Source organism: [Clostridium] symbiosum ATCC 14940 (genome assembly GCF_000466485.1).
GTDB classification, from domain to species: Bacteria; Bacillota; Clostridia; order Lachnospirales; family Lachnospiraceae; genus Otoolea; species Otoolea symbiosa.
Map to the genome: position 1 here is coordinate 19,407 of NZ_KE992946.1, position 20,193 is coordinate 39,599.

The window sequence follows — 20,193 nt, forward strand, 5'->3', positions numbered from 1 at the left end:
CTCATTCGGGCCAAATCTCCCACAAAGTGTGACGTACAGCTGGCAGAAAGCAATTTTCAAACACGCTCTAAAACAGGACAACAATACTTCTGTAGAAAAGATAAGGTTTTTTGCATCTAATGTTTATGATACAATTAGCAGGGACAAGATATGAGGATAGTTACAGACCGAAACGGTATTATCAGGAGGCATATTTTTATGATGAAATTTATTAAAGCTGCATAGCACGGGCTTATGCAGTAAATGAAAATGAATTGTGTAGCCTTTGCTATATCCGGACAGAAAAATAGTTTGGAGGCGGCGATGCGCTATCAGAAAGCAAATGAGATCTTGCCGAAAGAGCTGGTGGAATTAATTCAGTCTTATATGGACGGAGGATACGTTTATATCCCCAGAAAAGAGGAAAACAGGAAAAGCTGGGGTGAGACTTCCAGTGCCAGAAAAGAAATTCAGGCAAGAAACAGAGAGATATATAAGAAATACCGGCAGGGAATGAAGGTACAGGAGCTGGCGGAACAGTTTTGTCTGTCGGAGAAGAGTATCCAGCGAATTGTGCTTCAGGAAAAAAAGCTGGCACAGAGGAATAAGAATTTAAGCATACATCAGAGTAATGAGAGCGGTGCATCGGATTAACGGATGCACCGTTTTTAGATCTCACAGGGAAATCACAGCCGCAGGACGGTTCCTTCGGCGTATTGTCATTTCTGGCGTGAGAAGGAGGTATAGTTCCGGCGCCTGCTGTGTTAAGGTTGTCATCGGAGGAACTTAGAAATGACACGAAAACACAGAATAAAGTGGCTTGTGGTGCCAAAGGAGCTTCCGGCAGTCCTGAGAAGATGTCCGAAGTGCGGTAAAAAAACGGAATATGAAAACAGCGGAAAATTCCGTGTAAACGCCAACGGGAGCCTGCTGGATATATGGCTGATATACCGCTGCGAAAGCTGTGAGACTTCCTGGAACATGGCCGTCTATGAGCGGATTGCGGCAAAGGACCTGGACAGCGGGGAATATATGGGATTTCTGAGCAATGATGCGGCGCTGGCGGCCAGATATGGCAGCAGCCGTGAAGTATTTGCAGCAAACAGGGCGGAGCAGGTGTTGCATGCGGGGGAATACACGGTCCGGGAAACTAAGCTTTCGGAGGTATGTCTCACACAGGAATGGGATGAGACGGAGATTTCTCTGGAGGGAGCCATAAAAATAAGGGTTGATGCATTATTTGCAAGGCAATGGGGAATTTCCAGAAGCAGGGTCAAAGAACTGTGCATCCGGGGACTGCTCCGGGACGGGAACGGGATGGTGGATCCGGGGATGCGGGTGAGGGATGGGCAGTTGTTTTACTCGAGAAATGAATGACACAGGCCCGGGATTGACCGGTTTAACAGGAAGGCAGTCTGTATCTGCGCCGATTTGTTTATAGGGCTGTCGGCTCTTGTTTTTAGTGCATATGTGGTTTTTCGTCACAGGCATTGCGGTTATTCTGATTACAATCGCTGCATTACTGGCAAACAGAAGTGCCGGCGACGGAGTAAATCCTGACTGAAAATGGAGGTGCGGCATAACCGGCTTAAACCGGTCCTGCCGCACCTCCGATGCGTTTAAAATCAAATCCGACTACTGTTTCTTATATCCGCATTTTGGGCAGATACCGTTTTCATTTAATGCGATGCCGCACAACGGGCACCGGTCGATCCGGTTCTTTGTCTGGAACTCTTCCGAAGCTTTATTAACACCGCTTGAAAAGGTGATTTTTGCAATGTTAAGCTTGTCCTTCAGCAGATCATATACGATCTTGATCATGCCCTCAACGGTCATCGTCTCTTTTGTGACAACCAGCCGGCATTCCGGATAAGCAGTTGCAAGGTCAGTGTGAAAAGCCGGGCCCTTCATCTGATTGTGCGGTGCGCCGTCTTTAATGCCCTGTTCCTCATAAACCTTGAGGATTGCAGGCAGCAGCGGATCGTCCTCTCTCAGAATCAGAGCATGGTCAAAGTTCTTTAAAACGTCCCAGGCTGTTTTCTGGATTTCGTTACAGGGGAAAACCATATTAACGCCGGGTTCTACAGAATCTTCTACTTCAATAGTAAGAATTCCTGTGTGTCCGTGTAAATACTGTGCTTCTCCTTTGAATCCAAAGAATCTGTGTGCGTATTGAAGGTCTAACGTGGTAATACTTCTCATAGTTTGTTCTCCTTTTCTTATTGTAGTGTTTGCGGGGTAACAGTTCAGCCGTGATGTATTCCGCGAGGTGTTTTCGCTGTTTTTTGCGAAAATCCCGAGTTGTGCGGCGCGAAACGGCGTTTTTTGCCGTTTCTGTGCATTATTTATTACGGTTTAGCCGAAGGCTGAACTGTAACTTTGCAGGGTTTCTATACTCCTATATGTATTGACAATGTAATTGTTCCGATATACGGCCATTGTTTTATAGGTATTATTTATTACAGTCCGGGCAGATGCCCTTAAAAATGATATCGTGGCTTGTAAACTCAAACCCATGGGTATTTTTAATGGTTTTCTCCAGATCCTTCATATAGTCCATGTCAACATCAAAGACCTGTCCGCATTTTGTGCATACTACGTGATAATGGTCGGTGCACAGGAAGTCATAGCGGTCGGCCCCTCCTGGGATTTCCCTTTTGCGTATCTCACCCAGTTCAGACAATCGCTGCAGATTACGGTACACCGTCCCTCTGCCGATGGTAGGGTGATCTTTGGCAATGGCATTATAAATCTCATCTGCGCTTGCATGCTTCCTCATCTTCTTAACTGTTTCTGAAACTAAAGCGTATTGAATTGTTTGACGTTTTACCATGATTAAAGTCCTTGCTATTAATATTTTGTTCTTAATGAGATTATATCCCAATAAAAATAAAATGTCAATAGAAAAATGAGAAAAAATTCCAGAGTGCGATCCTCCGGTTACTGTTCACACGGTTGCGTTACGCGAAGCGTGTTATTGTTCGCAGCACGCCGCTTTTTGGCGGGGTGTGAACAGTAACATCCTCCGCGGAGGGGTTTTTATTTAACAGGAGAACTCTCCTGTTAAATAAAAATAGAGCAGACCATATTTCACGGTCTGCTCAGGCCGGCATCAGCCGGGGGTTCCATATTTTTGGCGCCACCAGATATAAGACATAAGACATGGGACAAATGCGCTTGCTAGCAGCATTGCCACAATGACATAGCCGCTCCATCTGTCAGTTATGGACCAGCCCAAAATCACTGCGGCAGCTCCTGCGGCAAACATGGTTTTGCCTGCGAAACGGTGGGTTCTCAGCCAGATTTCTTCATCGGACAGTGTCCAGGGCGTCTTGATTCCCAGGTAAAAATTACTCTTGATTTTCGGCATGATATTGCCTATAAACATAAACAGGACTCCGATGGCCAGCGTAACAATTTTCCCAACAGAGATATGGCCGGGGAAGAAAGATTCACTCAGCGTAATTCCCAGCATAATGAGCAGGAAAACCTGTAAGAAAACACAAAAGGTGTCATAGTAGGCATTGAATTTCACATAATTTCTTCTGCGCGGATCAATTTGCGGCAGATAATCAAACAGGAATGCCATGAGAGGCAGCAGTCCGCAGCACAGCCAGATTCTGCTTTTCGGGCTGTAGGTGACGGTACCGTTAAAGCCCCAGTTCGTGGGAATCTGTTCAGGCAGCCGCGAATACACGGCGGCAGTTATAAGGATGCCGATGGCTGCCAGGGTGTAATTTAAAATTCTCAGTTTCTTACTTTTCATCGGATGTCTCCCCTTTCAATGTTAAAATCCAGTTCATAATATCATCCATAACGGTCGTGTTGAGAGAATAGTAGATATATTTCCCATTTTTTTCGTCGTCAATCAGGCCGGCGGATTTCAGGATAGACAGATGGTGGGAAATGGTTGCCCCCGTCATCTTGAAATGCTCTACAATGTCACCGGCAGCCATCGGGCCGTCCTTCAGCAGGTTGAGAATTTCCCTCCTGGTAGGATCGGATAGCGCTTTAAAGGTATCTCCGAAAGCCATGGCAGCCTCCCTTCTGTTTTGTGGTAATTCGGTTCACTGTATCAAAACATTTAGACGTTTAGAAAATTATCTAAATGTATTGTTCCTAAAGAATATCACAAGATATTGTCATTGTCAACATAACAGCTCAAATTAGTATTACCTGTATATTCCAACTGTGAAACTGACCGGTCGGCTTTCAAATATACGCAGAGAGTGTTCTTAAAAATAAAAAAGGATAAAATAAGTCAACAAAATTGATTAAAATCGTACCTTGTGGGGCGGAGAAAAGTATGTTACCATTTACAAAGAAAGTTAAAACTGAATAGAATAAAGCGAAGAAGAGGAAGAGTAATTGTTCTTACGGAAAATACAGAGAGCTGCCGGATGGTGCGAGGCAGCCGGGAAAGTGCAGTGAACTGGCCTCAGAGCGGCCGGCTGAAGGTCTTTTAAAGATTGGGTAGGTACGGACGGAGCTCCCGCCGTAAAAAGGGGAATGGCATGACAGTGCCGGTAAGTGCATGGCGTATCCGCCGTGAAATAGAGTGGTACCGCGTAAATGATTACATTGCGTCTCTATAAAAATGTCTCAGACAGGCATTTTTATGGAGATTTTTTTATTTAACAGGAACGTCCTCCTGTTAAATAAAAACCGCTCCGAGGAGAATCCCGCGGGCGGGATTTCATTAACAAAACAGGGAGGAACCGAAAATGAATGCAGAAGTAAAATATGGAAAATCTTATTTTATGCCTCCGGTCGTGACCTACGACTGGGTGACGAAGGATTATATTGATAAAGCGCCGATCTGGTGCAGCGTGGATTTGCGCGACGGAAACCAGGCCCTCGTGGAACCGATGGGACTGAGTGAGAAGCTGGAATATTTCAAGATGCTGATAGAGATCGGGTTTAAAGAAATCGAAGTGGGATTTCCGGCTGCCTCCGATACGGAATACCAGTTTATCAGGGCGCTTATTGAACGGAACATGATTCCGGACGACGTAACGATTCAGGTGCTGACCCAGGCGAGGGAGCATATCATTAAGAAAACGTTCGAGGCGGTAAAAGGGGCGCCGCATGCCATCGTCCATCTCTACAATTCCACTTCCGTTGCACAGCGGGAGCAGGTATTTAAGAAGGATAAGGAAGAGGTCAAGAAAATTGCGGTTGACGGCGCCGTGCTGTTAAAGAGCCTTGCCGATGAGACAGAGGGGAATTTTACATTTGAATACAGCCCGGAAAGCTTTCCGGGAACAGAGGTTGACTATGCGGTAGAGGTGTGCAATGCCGTGCTTGATATCTGGAAACCGTCACCTGACCGAAAGGTGATTATCAACATACCGACCACGGTCCAGATTGCAATGCCTCATGTATTCGCCACTCAAATTGAGTACATTCACAAGAACCTGAAATACAGGGACAGCGTGCTTATCAGCGTTCATCCCCACAATGACAGAGGATGCGGAATCAGTGATGCCGAGATGGGCGTGCTGGCCGGAGCCGACCGGGTGGAGGGCACGCTCTTTGGAAACGGAGAGAGAACCGGTAATGTGGATCTGGTCACAGTTGCAATGAATATGTTCTGTCATGGTGTGGAACCGGGACTTGATTTCAGCCGCATATCCAAAATAAGAGAGACATATGAGATTCTCACAGGCATGAAGGTACATGAGAGAACTCCTTATGCGGGTGATTTGGTATTTACCGCCTTTTCCGGCTCCCATCAGGATGCTATTTCCAAAGGCATGGCCTGGAGGGAGGAAGGTAAGAGCGGGGAACGGTGGGATGTTCCCTATCTGCCCATCGATCCGGCGGACGTGGGCCGTGAGTATGAGTCGGATGTAATCCGTATCAACAGCCAGTCCGGAAAGGGCGGCGTTGCCTTTATACTGAAACAGAATTTCGGAATCGATGTGCCGGATAAGATGAGAGAAGAAGTGGGTTATCTGGTGAAAGGCGTCTCCGACAGGAAACATCAGGAACTGGCCCCGGGAGAGATTTACCAGATTTTCGAGGATCACTATGTCTGCCCGCGCAGCGTATTTCATATTGCGGACTACAGCTTTAAACAGGCGGAGGACGGTATTGCGGCCCAGGTAACAATAGAACAGAATAAGGAAAGACGCGTAATTGAGACGACAGGCAACGGACGCCTCGATGCGGTCAGCAATGCAATCAAGCTTTACTTTGGCATCACCTATGAGCTGAATGTCTACGAAGAACATGCGGTGTCAAGAGGGTCTTCCTCAAAGGCGGCCGCCTATGTCGGCATCATGAACCAGGGCAATATGTTCTGGGGCGTTGGAATCGACGAAGATATCATGGCGAGCTCCATTGAAGCACTGGTATCGGCAGCCAACAAACTGGCGGCCAGCCAGAATGTGAAGGAGGGCAGGGAAGAGAGAATTGTCGATATCATGAAATATGTGCAGAACCACTATTATGATGTGACGCTGGAGGATTTGGCCGAGAGCTTCAACCTGTCTAAACCTTATCTTTCCAGATATATCAGGCAGAAATCAGGTATGACTTTCCAGGAGGCGGTCAAGAAAGCCAGGCTTAAACGGGCCAGGAAGATGCTCAAGGAATCAAACCAGACAGTGGAGTCCATTGCGGAAACAGTTGGATATGAGACGGTGGAGCATTTTAACAGGCTGTTTAAAAAGACGTATAACATGACACCGGGGCAGTACCGGTCGCAGAACAGATAGAAAAACAGAGAGAAATTTTCCGGGTTATGAAGCGCATGGTTACTGTTCGCGGAGCCGCGCTTTTCAGCAGGGCCGTGAATAGTAACAGCGCATGAATGCCGGGAAACAGTAAAAAGGGCCTCCCATGATTAAATTCAAAAATCATGGGAGGCCCTTTTTACTGGAGGCAGTAGCGGAAGCTATTGTATAGTGTGCAAAAAGAACTTATAATGAATTTATATAGGACAGGCGGATATATAACAGTTCAGACAACGTGAACTGCTGCGCGGATTGATAATATAACGAAGGGAGGTAACTGTATGGCAGTTGCGGGAGCTTTTATCGTTCCACATCCACCCCTGATTTTACCTGAAATAGGAAGAGGGGAAGAACGGAAAATCCAGAAGACAATTGATTCCTATCGGGAAATTGCAAAAGAGGCGGCTTTGATGGAGCCGGAAACAGTGATAATACTTTCACCGCATTCCGTTATGTACCAGGATTATTTTCATATTTCTCCGGGAACGCGGGCGAAGGGGGATTTCGGACTTTACGGATATCCTGAGCTTCAGATAGGCGGAGTTTATGACACGGAGTTTGTCTCCGAGCTGTGCGGTCTTGCGGAGGATTGGGGAATTGCGGCGGGAACAGAAGGCGGGAGAGGGCGTGAGCTTGATCATGCCACGATGATACCTCTTTATTTTCTGAGAAGAGAGCTTGCAGATTTTAAACTGGTGCGGATTGGACTCTCCGGACAGTCCTTTAATGAGCATTTCAGGCTTGGACAGTGTATCGCTGAGGCGGCGGACAGGCTTGATCGCAGAATCGCAGTTATCGCCAGTGGTGATCTTTCCCATTGCCTGATGGACAGCGGACCCTACGAGTACACGAAGGAAGGGCCGGAATACGATAAAAGGGTGACGGAAGTGATGGCCGGAGGCAATCTTCAAAAGCTGATCGGGTTTTCGGAAGAATTTTGCAAAAATGCGGGTGAGTGCGGGCACCGGGCTTTCTGTATTATGGCGGGGTGCCTGGATGGAAAGGTACTGCGTTCCCGTCTGCTGTCCTATGAGGGACCATTTGGAGTCGGATACGCGGTGGCTTCTTTCCGGGATGCCTATGTGGCTCTGGCCAGGGAGTCCCTGGCATATTACCTGGATACGGGAAGGGAGATGCCTGTCCCGGAGCATCTGCCGGACGTGATGATAAACAGACAGGCCGGGGTTTTTGTGTCTTTGAAGAAGGACGGGGAGCTGAGAGGCTGCATCGGAACCATACAGGGAACCTGTAAGAATATAGCCGGTGAAATTATACGCAATGCAGTCAGTTCTGGGATATACGATCCCAGATTTCCGCAGGTGGAAAAAGGAGAACTGGGGCAGATTATCTGTACGGTTGATGTTCTGGGAGAACCGGAAACGGTTCATTCGGACGAGGAATTGGATGTGAAAAAATACGGGGTCATCGTCAGCCATGGACGTCGCAGAGGCCTGCTGCTGCCGAACCTTGAGGGAATTGACACGGTGGAACAGCAAATATCCATCGCGCTCCGAAAGGCAGGTATTGACGAGGATGAAGCGTATGAGACGGAACGTTTTGAGGTGGTGAGACATTATTGAAAACTGTTTGCAGGGTATGTGCGGGCCGGTGTGCACTGGAAGAGGGGCAGACCGGATTTTGTAAAGTAAGAGTTAACAGGGACGGAATAATTACCAGTAACGCCTACGGAAAAGTGACTTCACTTGCTCTTGATCCGATTGAAAAGAAACCGCTTAATTACTTCTATCCCGGCAGCCGTATTTTATCGGTTGGGAGCTATGGATGTAATTTTGCCTGCCCTTTCTGCCAGAATCATGAAATTTCCATGGCAGGCGAACGAGAAATTATTGACGGGCTGCTTCCGATATACCATCTCAGTCCGGGGGAGGCGGTGAAAATGGCGGCGGAATACGTAAACAGGGGAAATATCGGGATTGCATATACGTACAATGAGCCTCTTATCAATTATGAATATGTGAGGGACTGTGCAATCCCTGCCAGGGAAATGGGATTGAAAAATGTGGTGATCACGAACGGCTCGGTTTCTCTGGAGGTCCTTGATGAGGTTTTGCCCTGGATCGACGCTTTCAATATCGATTTAAAAGGGTTTACCGATAATTTTTACAGAATGGTGCATGGGGAACTGGAGGATGTGAAACGGTTCATTGTCCGGGCTTCGGGAAAAAGCCATGTGGAAATTACAACCCTAATCATACCGGGGCTTAACGATACCGAAAGGGAAATAGAGGAAATGGCTGAGTGGATTGCATCGGTCAGGAGGGATATCCCTCTTCATCTGAACCGCTTTTTTCCTCGCTATAAGATGACGGACCGGGAGGCTACGAGTCCGGAGCTGCTGCTTCGGCTGGCCGGTGCCGCCCGGAATCATCTGGAATATGTGCGTGTCGGCAATTGCTGAGGTTTAAAGGCGTAATTGCCCTTTCTTGAACGGCTGCTTACGGTTTATACAATTTATCATAATAGTGGCAGTAAAGCGCTGCCACCGGGTTATGCCCGAGCACACGGTCTTTTGCTATCAGGGTGGTGACAGGCGCTTCGGAATGTTTGTTAAACAGTGCGTCATGGCCGACACAAAGTCCGATTACGATGTTTAAGTCGGTACCTGCCCGGTTGAGATATCTGGCCTGCAGGACCGGATTGCACATCGGCTCAAAGGTGCCCGGTTTTATCTTATCTTCCTCGGGCAGCCCCATCTCTGTCTTGTCCCGGCTGCCCACCTTACATATCACGCTGACATGGTCGATACCGTTTTTCTTGAGTATTTTGGAAAAGGTTTTGGCTTCGTTAATCAGGCCTGCACAGGTTGCAATTCCCACGCGTTTTGCCCCGATGGCCTTGATGAACAGCACCGTCTCCTCGACTCTTGTCTTTCTGCAGTAATAGTTTCCCTCAATTTTGGCCGAGGCTCTTGCAATCGTTCCGTCGATTGAATCAGATGCGTAGAGGGCGGCAATTTCATCCAGTTCGCCGCTTTCCGTCTGCATCGTTAAACAGAAGGGCGGGTAGTTTCCGTCCTCTTTCCGGCAGCCGGTCAGTCCGCAGTCCGTACAGGTGTATATCTGTCCGCTGTTTTTTGGGACTGTGCTCTGTTCCGGACACTGCGCTTTGTCTGCCGGTTCATTTTGCTTTTGTGTATTTCCCATCGAAATCCTCCTTTGGCCCGGTACGGGCTTTTTTTTCAGTATATAATCAGCGGAGGAGGATGTCAAATAAAGCTATTGTTTGGCGCCCGGCCATTTCGTGCTTTGCCATAAACCGCTTTTATAATAGGAGGCTCAGGTATCGATTGACAGGATTTTTCAAATGGATTAAAATAAAAATATCCATTAGAATATAAAATGAATTTTTATATTTATTTCGTGTCAATCGAAAGGAGCAGAGAAAATGTTTGGAAAACAGGATATTATGGAGGCCAGAGAACGGCTGGCACCATACATCTATCAGACTCCGGTACTTCACTTGCAGAATCTCGATGATATTCTGGGATGCCGGGTTTATATCAAACCGGAGTGCATGCAGCGGACTAATTCATTTAAAATCAGAGGCGCGTTAAACAAGATGCTCTCCATGCCGAAAGAGGAGCTGGAGAATGGCGTAGTTGCGGCATCCTCAGGCAACCATGGAAAGGGCGTGGCTTTTGCCGCAAAGCTTCTCGGTGTGAAGGCGACGATAGTCATACCGGATAATGCTCCCCAGGTGAAGGTGGACGGCATCAGGAAGCTGGGTGCTGAGGTGGTTCAGTGTAAGCTGAGTGAGCGCCACATCATTGCCGGACAGCTCAGCGAACGGTATGGCTACACGATTATCCATCCATATGACGATTATCAGATTATAGCCGGACAGGGAACTCTGGGACTTGAGATTGCAGAACAGCTTCCGGATGTAAATTATGTGGTGGTGCCGATAGGAGGAGGGGGGCTGATTGGCGGCGTGTCTGTGGCGGTTAAATCACAGATTCCAAAGGCTCAGGTAATCGGTGCGGAGCCGTATGTCCTCCGCCGATATGCAATGAGTGTGGAGGCAGGTGAGAGAGTAAATCTGGAAGAACAGAAATCAGTTGCCGACGCGCTCCTGACGCAAAAACCGGGGGAACGGAATTACCCGATAGTTACCGGTAATGTGGAAGGTTTCGTGGGTGTTAAAGATGAATCGATGCTGAAAGCGATGAAGCTCCTCTTAATGGAAGGGAAAATTCTGGCAGAGCCGTCTTCCTGCATTGGAATCGGCGCGGCAGTTCAGGGAGAGCTTCAGAAATGGAACGTGAAGAAATCGGATAAAGTCTGCTTTGTTGTCTCAGGCGGCAATGTGGGACTGGATCAGATAAAAAAACTTGAGGAGGTAGAATTAGAATGAAACAGGTTTTCAACGAGAACAGCCCGTCGGGCCACTACACACCGGGAATGATCAGCAATGGGGTACTCTACATATCAGGTCAGACGTCGGCCGATCCGGCAACCGGCCTTCCGGCTGTGGGGGGCATTGAAGCCGAGACAAAGATGGCTCTGGCCAAGATGGAAAGCGTCCTGAAAGCGGCCGGCTGTGAAAAAGAGGATGTCGTGATGTGCCGGATTTATGTCAGTTCGATGGATTACTGGGGCGATGTGAACAAGGTCTACAGTGAGTTCTTTGGGGAACATAAACCGGCCAGGATCGTCCTTCCGGTGGGCCGGCTGAACAAAGGCTGTCTGTTGGAGCTGGAGGCGACGGCAGAGGTGCATGAATAAGACAGGACGGCCGGTATAAACAGCCGGGGCAGGAGATTAGATGAAGCTGGAAGAAATGGCGGGGACAGTAAATTTATCCAAAAAAGAACAGATGATTTTTGATTATGTGCTTCGACACAGGGAAGAGGCTGCCGTGATGACCGGGGCAGAACTGGCCGAAGCAGCGGGGGTGGGAGACACTACCGTAATCCGGCTTGCCAGGACGCTGGGCTTTGATAGTTTAAAAAGTTTCCGCCGTTTCCTCCAGGAGGAGGCTCTGTCGGTAAAGCAGGCGCTGAGCCGTTCGGAGCTTCCCTATGAGAAGATTAAAAATGCCGACTGCCTGGCGGTGGAAGAGATACCGGATGCGGTTCGAAGACAGCACGCCAGCCGGGCCGCATGCGATCAGGTGGCAAACGGTGATGATAAGTATCTGAGAATTGCCGGGATGCTCATTGGGGCAGAAAAAAAATATATTGCGGGCTTTAGAAATACGGCAGGCCTGGCCGATTACTTTACAGCGGTTTTATCCCATGTTCTTGAGAATGTCAGAAATGTCAACCGGAGAGACGGATTTGAGGATGAGGCAATAGACATGGGGGAGAGGGATGTACTGATACTGTTCAGCCTCCCCAGATACTCGGGACATGCGCTTACCGTGGCGGAGATGGCCCGCAGGGCCGGGTGTCCTGTCATTGCATTCACAGACAGTGTTTCTTCTCCTGTCGCTAAAGGTGCCGGAATTACGGTGGTGAACCAGGTGGATTCCTTCAGCTTTGCAAACTCCATAAGTTCCCTGGCGCTTTCGATGGAAATCATCGTGACGCTGGTTGGGAAGCTGAGCGGGGAAAAAGGCCGGAGAAGACTTGAGAAGCTGGATGAATATATGACGAAAACAGGTCTTTATTAATCTTGCCGCACGTAACACAGCTGAATTGGCCTGCAGATAAGCATAACCACGCAGAAAAACGGCCGGGAGTCTGAAAATAAACTTTTCAGGCTCCCGGCCTTTATGTTATTCAGGTTTGAGATACAGGCTTATAATATCCGTGGGAAAATATTAATTTTATTTAGCCTTCTCAACCTTAGTAACCACGCAGTCGGAATCTCTGTCGGCCGGATCCCCGCCTTCATAGGAAACGATAATTTTATCTCCGTCTTTTATACCGTCCAGGCTCTTTTCGTCATCCAGAGAAAAAACATAGGATTCCCCGTCATCATCGGAAATGATAGTAAAGATGAAGCCCTTATTCTCTTCCAGCACACCTGTCATCTGTCCGCTCTTTTTAGATTCGGCATCCTTTGCTTCGTCCCCGGCTTCCGTCTGCTCTGCGGCAGTTTCCTCTTTTTCTGTGGAAGCGGCAGTTGTTTCTGCCGATGCGGCTACAGGCGTCTTAGGCGTTTCGTTTTTTTTACCCGCGCAGGCAGTTGCAGTCGATAAGGCGGCTATTGCCAGAATTGATACGATAATTAATTTACTTTTTTTCATGATTATTTCCTCCTCTTTTTGTATTCAGAGGTTAGACGGAGAGAGGAGGAAAAAAGTTTCAACTTCTTTTAATTATTTTTTAACCGCTGATCCAGCATCTCGCAAAGCAACGGAATCTGGGACTCAAATTCCACTGCATACCATCTCGCATTTTCAGCGGAGGCAGTGGCTTCGATGCAGGCCACAACGAAATCAGCCGCGAGGGAGAGGGCATTCCCAAGGCTTAATCCCCTCATCAGGCCGCCCAGAACAGTTGATGAGTATAAATCTCCCGTGCCGTGATAACTCTGCGGACAGTGACGGGTAAAATAGGAGAATGTATCACCGTTTCGATCAAGGGAAACGACTCCGAGGCGGCCCTTCTCATAACTGACTCCGGTCAGGGCTGCGGTATGGCAGCCCAGCGCCAGCAGTTTCTTAAGCAGCTCATGGATATAGCTTTCATCATAGGACGTCTTATAAGGCGTTCCGGTAAGCAGGCATGCTTCCGTTATATTCGGAAGAATAAGGTCTGCTTTAGCGCAGACCTTTGCCATCTCAGCCGGAAAGCTTTCATCAAAGGCCGGATAGAGCGAGCCGTTATCCGCCATAGCCGGATCCACCAGTATCAGATTATTACCGTCATAAAAACAGTCGAAGAAAGCGCATACTTGCGAGCACTGTTCGGCTGATGCAAGATACCCGGTGTAAACCGCGTCAAACGTAATATTTTCCTGCTTCCATGCATCTGCAATAGGGCCAATCTGGTCGGATAAATCTTTGCATGTAAAAGTCTTAAACATGGTGTGGGTGGATAAAACCGCAGTGGGGAGAATACCGCACTCCACACCCATGGCAGATATTACGGGAAGGGCAACTGTGATGGAGCAGCGGCCGACACAGGATATATCCTGAAGTGTAACAATTCGTTTCATAGGCAAACCTCCTGATTCATTCTTAATTGTGTACGACGGAAGCGGAAGAAACATCGTTTCCAGCTCTTATAACCAGCACTATAACAAAAACTGGACTGATTTAAAATAACCAGAATTAGAAATAATAAAGGGGACAGTTGAACGCAGAAGAAGTGCAAGTGATGGATAATAATAAAACCATCACTTTATTATTTGTATAATTACAAAAAACATTAAAATATTTTGAAAAATGACGGAGGGGAGGCCTGCAAGGTGACGGAAAAAAAACGGAGGGGTGATAAGATGGTAGCATGACAAAGGAAAGCAAGCTTGCAGAGAAGGTACTCCTGAATAAATGATTAGAGTTTGGCCGAACGATTACTAATGTGCATATTCAGGAATAAGAGGGTCAGGAAAAAGGAGGATATTTATATGGAAAAGACAGCCGCGACGGGTAAATCATCAAACGGTGCGCTGCTAAAGTTTCTGGTGTTCAGTGTGTTTGGGGTGTTTTTCTTCTTTATCAACGTGAGTATAGGCGGAGTCAGCAAGGTGCCGTTAATTCACCTAATCGATAATGCGAAGGCGGCTCTGGGACTGCCGGCCGGGTATGTCCTGGTTATGGTTATTTCACTGCTGGTGCTGGCGTGCAGCATCTGGGGGCGGACTTCCAATCCTCCCTCCATTATAAAAGAATACTTTGCCAATATCGGCGTATTTAATTCAATCTGTTATCTTCTGGCCGCAATATTCGGCGTGATGGTTGTTTTTGAAATTGGCCCCGCCTGTATTCTGGATCCGGCAGTGGGAACCAGTTCGCTGAAAATAGCGCGCGACGTATTCTTTGCCATTGTAGTTTCCGGCTTTTTCGTAACTACATTGTTGGAATACGGGCTGTTGGAATTTTTTGGAACAATTTTGGAGCCGGTTATGAGGGTGGTATTCAAATTGCCGGGAAAAGCATCGGTGGATGCCCTGACTTCATTTGTCTGCTCACCGGCGGTTGGGGTAATGGTTACAAGCAACCTCTATAAAGGCAATGTTTATACGGCGAAAGAGTCGGTGTCCATTACGACCAGCTTCAGCTTCGTCAGTCTGGGCGCCTACGCGTTTTTAAGCGGCCTGGCCGGTTGTGAGGATTATTATTCCGTTATTATTTTGTGCAGCCTGCTTCTGGCATTCGTCGTTGCCGCCATTATGATACGGATTCCGCCCATTTCCAGAAAAGGCGATACTTTTTATAACGGCTCTGCCCAAACACAGGAACAGAGAAAACCGCAGAAATTCAGTACGGAAATTTTTGTACAGGCATACCGGACGGCGCTTGAGAAGGCCGGAAACACGAAGCCGCAGGCTTTTATAAATGCATTTACGTCATCGATGATTTTTGGCTGCAAGGTGGTTTCTTATGTTATTTCACTGTCGATTATCTGTCTCGTATTGGCAAATTACACGCCTGTCATAACATGGCTCGGGATACCGATCCGGCCGGTTCTGGAGCTGCTGCGGATACCGGATGCACAGACAATCGCGCCTTCCGCCATTGCGGCGTTTGTGGCAATGTCACTCCCGGCTACTTTAATCAGCGGAACCGGAGTGTCGGTTATGGCAGGGTTTTACATCGTGGTTCTCTCCACCTGCCAGGTTATCTTTTTTACGGAAAGCGCAAATGCAATGCTGGATTCGGCAATCCCCGTTAATTTTGCGGATTTGGTAGTGATTTTCCTGGAAAGGACCGTCCTGTTAATTCCGCTGGTGGCTATCGTGACCCATATTGTATTTGGAATGTAGGCCTGCCGGGTAACACCCGGTGAAATATTAAAACAGAGGTGAGGAAATGACAAACGAGGAAATCGAAGAGTTTATGAAAATCAGGCTGGAAGAAGGGCTGCCTGAACCGGAGACGCTGGACGCAGCCGTGCGCAGGGCGCCAAAGAGGGAGGCGAAGCTTTCCCTCGGCGATAAAAAGCTGGCGGTCAAGAATGCGCTCCGTTATATTCCGGAAAAATATCACAGAAAACTGGCGGCGGAATTTTATCAGGAGCTGGAGACGAGAGGGAAAATTTATGGTTACCGTTTCCGCCCGCACGGCCTGATTAAGGCAAAGCCGATCGAAGCATACAGAGGCAGATGCCTGGCCGGCAAGGCAATCCAGCTCATGATTGATAATAATCTGGATTTTGATGTGGCTCTGTATCCCTATGAGCTTGTTACATATGGCGAGACGGGACAGGTGTGCCAGAACTGGATGCAGTACCGTCTGATTAAGAAATATCTGGAGGAGATGGAGGAGGATCAGACGCTGATAGTAAGCTCCGGACATCCTCTCGGTCTTTTTCCTACTGCCCCGGATTCTCCCCGGGTGATTCTGACTAACGCTTTGATGGTCGGAAAATATAATGACAATGACAACTGGAACAGGGCGGCGGCCATCGGCGTATCCAACTATGGCCAGTTCACGGCCGGCGGCTGGTTCTATATCGGCTCCCAGGGAATCGTCCATGGAACTTACTCCACACTCCTTTCGGTTGCCCGGGAAATCCTGCACCACAGCAGTGAGACAATGCTGGAGGGAAGTCTTTTTGTCTCATCCGGTCTCGGCGGGATGAGCGGGGCGCAGGGAAAAGCAGTCGAGATGTGCAACGGGGTTGGAATTATCGCCGAAGTCGATGAATCGAAAATCGAATTGAGACAGCGGCTGGGCTGGGTCAGCCTGAGAGCGGAAAGCTGTGAGGAGGCCTTTAGCCTGGCGGCGGAATGGATAGAGAAAAAGAAACCGATTTCCATTGCATACCATGGAAATATCGTGGATTTGCTCCAGTATGCGGTGGATCATAATGTACATATTGATTTTATGACGGATCAGACGTCCTGCCATGTCGCTTTCGACGGAGGATATTGTCCCCAGGGGATGACATTTGCCGAGCGGACCAGGATGCTTTCGGAGGATCCGAAGGAGTTTGTACACCGGGTTAAGGCGACAATCCAAAAGCACCATGAGCTGATTGAAACACTGCGTTCCAGGGGCACATTTTTCTTCGATTACGGCAACAGCCTGACAACGACAATGTATGAGACAGGGATTAAGGAGGTCTGTGTAAACGGCGAAAATTCCCTGGATGGATTTATCTATCCATCCTTTGTAGAAGCTTTTCTGGGGCCGAATCTCTTTGATTTGGGATACGGGCCGTTCCGCTGGGTATGCCTCTCCGGCCGGGATGAAGACCTTCATAAAACAGATTTGGCGGCAATGGAGTGTATTGAAAAAGACAGACGATATCAGGACTACGATAATTACATCTGGATACGGGACGCAGAGAAAAATAAGCTGGTAATCGGATCCCAGGCCAGGATTTTATACCAGGATGCCGATACGCGGATGAAAATTGCCCTGAGATTCAACGAGATGGTAAGAAATAAAGAGATCGGCCCCGTCATGATCGGCAGGGACCATATGGATACCGGCGGTACGGATGCTCCTTCCAGGGAAACCTCCAATATCCGGGATGGAAGCAATATTACGGCGGATATGTCGGCTCTCGTATTTGCCGGAGACGCGGCTCTCGGAATGACGCTCATGTCCATGCACAACGGAGGCGGAACCGGAATCGGTAATTCACAGAGCTGCGGCTACGGCCTGCTTCTGGACGGAAGCAGAAGGGCGGACGGAATAATCGAAAGAGCGGTGAACTATGACGTGATGTGCGGAGTAGCAAGGCGAGCCTGGGGACGGAATGAAAATTCGATAGAGACGGTGCGGGAACATAAACGCCAAAATGAGATTATTACCCTGCCCTATCTCTGCAGCGACACGCTGATTGACGAGATTATTAAATAGAAAATGAAAGGAACAGAACATGGATCGGAAACAAAAACCATTGGAAGGGATTACCGTGGTGGAGCTGGCGATGTTTGTCGCCGCTCCCAGCGCTGCCAGAATGCTGGCGGACTGGGGGGCTACAGTAATAAAAATAGAGTCTCCTAAAGGAGACCCGATGCGTTTCATGGGCAAGCTGGTATCCATGCCGATTGACGATGAGAGAGAGAATCCTGCCTATGATCAACAGAATTCGGGAAAGAAGGGCATTGTTTTAAACCTCAAGTCTGAAAAAGGCCGGGAAGTGATGCACCGGCTGCTGGAAAAGGCCGACGTTTTTATAACGAACAACCGACAGGATGCGCTGAAGCGTATGGGGCTTTCCTATGAGCAATTGTCGGAAAGATATCCGTCTCTTGTTTACGGACAGGTATCGGGATATGGCGAAACGGGGCCGGATAAGGACAAGCCGGGATATGATTTTACCGCTTATTATGCGAGAGGAGGTATCAGCGGCACTCTGTATGAGAAAGGTACTTCCCCGCTTCTGACGGTAGCCGGTTTCGGTGATACGCAGGTGGGCCTCTGTCTGGCCTCCGGAGTCTGCGCCGCCCTGGTGAAGGCAAAGCAGACGGGACAGGGAGAGAAAGTAAGCGTGAGCCTTTACCAGACTGCCGTTTTCTGTATGGAGCATCTGATAGCCTCCGCACAGTACGGGAATAACCCATATCCCAGAAGCAGGATGGATCTTGCCAATCCGCTTCAGAATGCCTATGAGACAAAGGACGGAAGATGGCTCCAGGGAGCGGTGAACGATTTCGACAACCGCATTCGGGAGGTGCTTCATCTGATTGGCCGTGATGACCTGGCAGAGAATGAAGAATTCTGTCATTTTGAGCGGATCAGCACCCACTCCAGGGATTTGATCGTTGAACTTGATAAGACGTTCAGGGAAAAAAACATTGATGAATGGCTTGAGATATTTACGGCCGCAGATCTGCCCTTTGACAAAGAGGCGGTGTGGGAGGAGATTTTAACGGATCCACAGGCCTGGGCGGAGAATATCCTCTGCCATGTGGGGGGATATCCGGAGCGGGAGGACATGGGCACAGACAGGATTCTGGTCCGGACGCCGGTTAAATTCCGGGAGGCAGGCCTTTGCGAGTACCGGAAAGGGCCTAAGATAGGGGAACATACGGAGGAAGTGCTTAAGGAGCTGGGATATTCCCGGAATGAAATAGATTGTATGGAGGCGGAACAGGCTGTTAAGGCCTATGCGGGGCCGGATATTTAAAGAAAACGCAGGTGGAAAATATGAGTGCAAAGCATCTTTTAAATGAACTGCTGGATCGTCATTACGACGAGGCGTGGAAGGCCAGGAAGGAGGGGCGCCCGGTGGGCTGGGCATCATCAAACTTTCCCCAGGAGTTTCTGGAGGCAATGGGGCTGACAGTCTGTTATCCTGAAAACCACTCCACGTCGCTGTCGGCAAAGCATGAATCCATGGATATGATTGAGAGGACGGAAAAGCTGGGGTACAGCAATGATATCTGCGGCTACGCACGTGTCAATCTGGGGTATCTGGAGGATGGGCAGTGTGAAAGCCTGAATATGCCCCTGCCCGATTTTGTGGTGTGTACAAATAATATCTGTACGGAGATGATCAAATGGTTTGAGAATATTGCTAAAAAATGCGATATACCAATGATAGTCTATGATATTCCGTACAATACCGAATATGAAGTCAGCCGGTCGCGGCTGGACTATATGAAAGCGCAGATTCCGGAGCTGATAAAAAGTTTGGAACAGATAGCCGGAAAAAAATGGGATTGGGAACGGTTTAAGGAAGTGATGGCAGTTTCAAATGAGTGCGGCCGTCAGTGGAGAAGGGCTTCCGCTTATTTTGAGTCGGATCCAAGTCCGGTTAACGGATTTGAGATGTTTAACTATATGGCCCTCATGGTCTGTGCGAGAGGCAGAAAAGACACGGTGGAGGCGATCAGGATGCTGGCCGATGAGATGGAGGAACGGTGCAGAAAAGGTGAGACCACCTTCAGGGGAGAACCCAGGCACCGCATTATGATGGAAGGCATTGCCTGCTGGCCCCATCTGCAGCATAACTACCAGACGCTCAAGAATCAGGGATGCAATCTGTGCGGCACGGTTTACACCGAGACATGGGGAAGAATGTACGGCAGCCTGGATGAAATGCTGCTGTCCTACAGCGTGGTTCTCGACAATACGAATCTGGAGCGATCCTGTGACAGAAGAGTCAATCTTGCCAGGAGAACTCGGTGCGACGGCGTGGTGATGCATCTGAACCGGAGCTGTAAGGCCTGGGACGGAATCCTTTTTGAGATGGAGCGGAAAATCAGGGAGGAAACAGGGCTGCCCACCATGATGTACGACGGTGATCAGTCCGATCCCAGGTGTTATGCCAATCAGCAGTATGAGACGCGAGTGGAAGGTCTGTGTGAGATTATGGATGAGAGAGAGGCCGCACGGAAATCCGGGATTGACGGTGCGGATAAAGATAAAGGAGATATCTAGT

Annotated in this window: 20 protein-coding genes and 1 other annotated feature; of the genes, 12 read left to right on the forward strand and 8 right to left on the reverse strand. The window is 48.6% G+C overall.

Features of this window, described 5'->3' with window-relative positions; translation table 11 throughout:
• The coding region (locus CLOSYM_RS24280) for a DUF6783 domain-containing protein (protein WP_416985214.1) at nucleotides 1-84 on the reverse strand (84 nt) is incomplete at its 3' end.
• A gap of 219 nt (nucleotides 85-303) precedes the next feature.
• On the opposite strand from CLOSYM_RS24280, the gene CLOSYM_RS13730 reads away from it, so the two are divergent.
• Both CLOSYM_RS13730 and CLOSYM_RS13735 read left to right on the forward strand, forming a co-directional pair.
• Entirely contained in the window at nucleotides 304-633 is a 330-nt protein-coding gene (locus tag CLOSYM_RS13730) for a CD3324 family protein (RefSeq protein WP_044902435.1), read from the forward strand.
• Nucleotides 634-771: 138 nt separating this feature from the next.
• A complete protein-coding gene (locus CLOSYM_RS13735) occupies nucleotides 772-1,356 on the forward strand; it encodes a DUF1062 domain-containing protein (protein ID WP_021642565.1) in 585 nt (194 codons plus the stop codon).
• A gap of 258 nt (nucleotides 1,357-1,614) precedes the next feature.
• Here CLOSYM_RS13735 and CLOSYM_RS13740 read toward each other — a convergent pair whose 3' ends face one another.
• The 4 genes from CLOSYM_RS13740 to CLOSYM_RS13755 all read right to left on the reverse strand — a co-directional run bounded on the left by CLOSYM_RS13740 (nucleotide 1,615) and on the right by CLOSYM_RS13755 (nucleotide 4,013).
• On the reverse strand, nucleotides 1,615-2,181 hold the full coding sequence (locus CLOSYM_RS13740; RefSeq protein ID WP_003505159.1) for a 6-pyruvoyl trahydropterin synthase family protein: 567 nt from the start codon (nucleotides 2,179-2,181) through the stop codon (nucleotides 1,615-1,617).
• 250 nt (nucleotides 2,182-2,431) lie between these two features.
• Nucleotides 2,432-2,812 (reverse strand): Fur family transcriptional regulator, encoded by a 381-nt coding sequence (locus tag CLOSYM_RS13745; protein WP_003505161.1) that lies wholly within the window; start codon nucleotides 2,810-2,812, stop codon nucleotides 2,432-2,434.
• Nucleotides 2,813-3,091: 279 nt separating this feature from the next.
• Entirely contained in the window at nucleotides 3,092-3,745 is a 654-nt protein-coding gene (locus CLOSYM_RS13750) for an SdpI family protein (protein WP_003510244.1), read from the reverse strand.
• The gene (locus tag CLOSYM_RS13755; protein ID WP_003505164.1) at nucleotides 3,735-4,013 is read right to left on the reverse strand and encodes an autorepressor SdpR family transcription factor; all 279 of its coding nucleotides are present in this window, start codon (nucleotides 4,011-4,013) and stop codon (nucleotides 3,735-3,737) included. The genes CLOSYM_RS13750 and CLOSYM_RS13755 overlap by 11 nt, the downstream gene beginning before the upstream one ends.
• A 308-nt stretch (nucleotides 4,014-4,321) precedes the next feature.
• Nucleotides 4,322-4,573: a binding site (T-box leader), on the forward strand.
• A 130-nt stretch (nucleotides 4,574-4,703) separates the two neighbouring features.
• Between CLOSYM_RS13755 and CLOSYM_RS13760 the strand changes: the two genes are divergently transcribed.
• The 3 genes from CLOSYM_RS13760 to amrS all read left to right on the forward strand — a co-directional run bounded on the left by CLOSYM_RS13760 (nucleotide 4,704) and on the right by amrS (nucleotide 9,138).
• A complete protein-coding gene (locus CLOSYM_RS13760; protein WP_021642566.1) occupies nucleotides 4,704-6,701 on the forward strand; it encodes a 2-isopropylmalate synthase in 1,998 nt (665 codons plus the stop codon).
• A gap of 299 nt (nucleotides 6,702-7,000) precedes the next feature.
• Nucleotides 7,001-8,299 (forward strand): AmmeMemoRadiSam system protein A, encoded by a 1,299-nt coding sequence (gene amrA, locus CLOSYM_RS13765; protein WP_021642567.1) that lies wholly within the window; start codon nucleotides 7,001-7,003, stop codon nucleotides 8,297-8,299.
• Nucleotides 8,296-9,138 carry an AmmeMemoRadiSam system radical SAM enzyme gene (gene amrS / locus CLOSYM_RS13770; RefSeq protein ID WP_044902436.1) on the forward strand — a complete coding sequence of 281 codons (843 nt, stop codon included), beginning with the start codon at nucleotides 8,296-8,298 and terminating at the stop codon, nucleotides 9,136-9,138. The genes amrA and amrS overlap by 4 nt, the downstream gene beginning before the upstream one ends.
• A 37-nt stretch (nucleotides 9,139-9,175) precedes the next feature.
• Here amrS and CLOSYM_RS13775 read toward each other — a convergent pair whose 3' ends face one another.
• On the reverse strand, nucleotides 9,176-9,883 hold the full coding sequence (locus tag CLOSYM_RS13775; protein ID WP_021642569.1) for a DUF1847 domain-containing protein: 708 nt from the start codon (nucleotides 9,881-9,883) through the stop codon (nucleotides 9,176-9,178).
• 241 nt (nucleotides 9,884-10,124) lie between these two features.
• Between CLOSYM_RS13775 and CLOSYM_RS13780 the strand changes: the two genes are divergently transcribed.
• The 3 genes from CLOSYM_RS13780 to CLOSYM_RS13790 are packed head-to-tail and all read left to right on the forward strand — an operon-like array spanning nucleotide 10,125 to nucleotide 12,353.
• On the forward strand, nucleotides 10,125-11,093 hold the full coding sequence (locus tag CLOSYM_RS13780) for a threonine ammonia-lyase (protein ID WP_021642570.1): 969 nt from the start codon (nucleotides 10,125-10,127) through the stop codon (nucleotides 11,091-11,093).
• Nucleotides 11,090-11,464 (forward strand): RidA family protein, encoded by a 375-nt coding sequence (locus CLOSYM_RS13785; RefSeq protein ID WP_003505173.1) that lies wholly within the window; start codon nucleotides 11,090-11,092, stop codon nucleotides 11,462-11,464. The genes CLOSYM_RS13780 and CLOSYM_RS13785 overlap by 4 nt, the downstream gene beginning before the upstream one ends.
• Before the next feature lie 40 nt (nucleotides 11,465-11,504).
• Nucleotides 11,505-12,353 carry a MurR/RpiR family transcriptional regulator gene (locus tag CLOSYM_RS13790; RefSeq protein WP_021642571.1) on the forward strand — a complete coding sequence of 283 codons (849 nt, stop codon included), beginning with the start codon at nucleotides 11,505-11,507 and terminating at the stop codon, nucleotides 12,351-12,353.
• 156 nt (nucleotides 12,354-12,509) lie between these two features.
• On the opposite strand, the gene CLOSYM_RS13795 is transcribed toward CLOSYM_RS13790, so the two are convergent.
• Both CLOSYM_RS13795 and CLOSYM_RS13800 read right to left on the reverse strand, forming a co-directional pair.
• The gene (locus CLOSYM_RS13795) at nucleotides 12,510-12,932 is read right to left on the reverse strand and encodes a hypothetical protein (RefSeq protein WP_021642572.1); all 423 of its coding nucleotides are present in this window, start codon (nucleotides 12,930-12,932) and stop codon (nucleotides 12,510-12,512) included.
• 68 nt (nucleotides 12,933-13,000) lie between these two features.
• Nucleotides 13,001-13,846, reverse strand: a complete 846-nt coding sequence (locus tag CLOSYM_RS13800) for a pyridoxamine kinase (RefSeq protein ID WP_044902437.1) — start codon at nucleotides 13,844-13,846, stop codon at nucleotides 13,001-13,003.
• Between the two features lie 411 nt (nucleotides 13,847-14,257).
• Here CLOSYM_RS13800 and CLOSYM_RS13805 point away from each other — a divergent pair, with 411 nt between their 5' ends.
• From CLOSYM_RS13805 to CLOSYM_RS13820, 4 genes are read left to right on the forward strand one after another with little or no spacing between them, the layout of a single operon-like run.
• A complete protein-coding gene (locus CLOSYM_RS13805) occupies nucleotides 14,258-15,616 on the forward strand; it encodes a YjiH family protein (RefSeq protein ID WP_009298442.1) in 1,359 nt (452 codons plus the stop codon).
• A gap of 46 nt (nucleotides 15,617-15,662) precedes the next feature.
• Nucleotides 15,663-17,663, forward strand: coding sequence for a urocanate hydratase (locus tag CLOSYM_RS13810; protein WP_021642575.1), 2,001 nt, complete (start codon nucleotides 15,663-15,665; stop codon nucleotides 17,661-17,663).
• Between the two features lie 19 nt (nucleotides 17,664-17,682).
• Entirely contained in the window at nucleotides 17,683-18,936 is a 1,254-nt protein-coding gene (locus CLOSYM_RS13815; RefSeq protein ID WP_021642576.1) for a CaiB/BaiF CoA transferase family protein, read from the forward strand.
• A gap of 20 nt (nucleotides 18,937-18,956) precedes the next feature.
• On the forward strand, nucleotides 18,957-20,192 hold the full coding sequence (locus CLOSYM_RS13820; RefSeq protein WP_021642577.1) for a 2-hydroxyacyl-CoA dehydratase subunit D: 1,236 nt from the start codon (nucleotides 18,957-18,959) through the stop codon (nucleotides 20,190-20,192).
• Nucleotide 20,193: the final 1 nt, after the last annotated feature.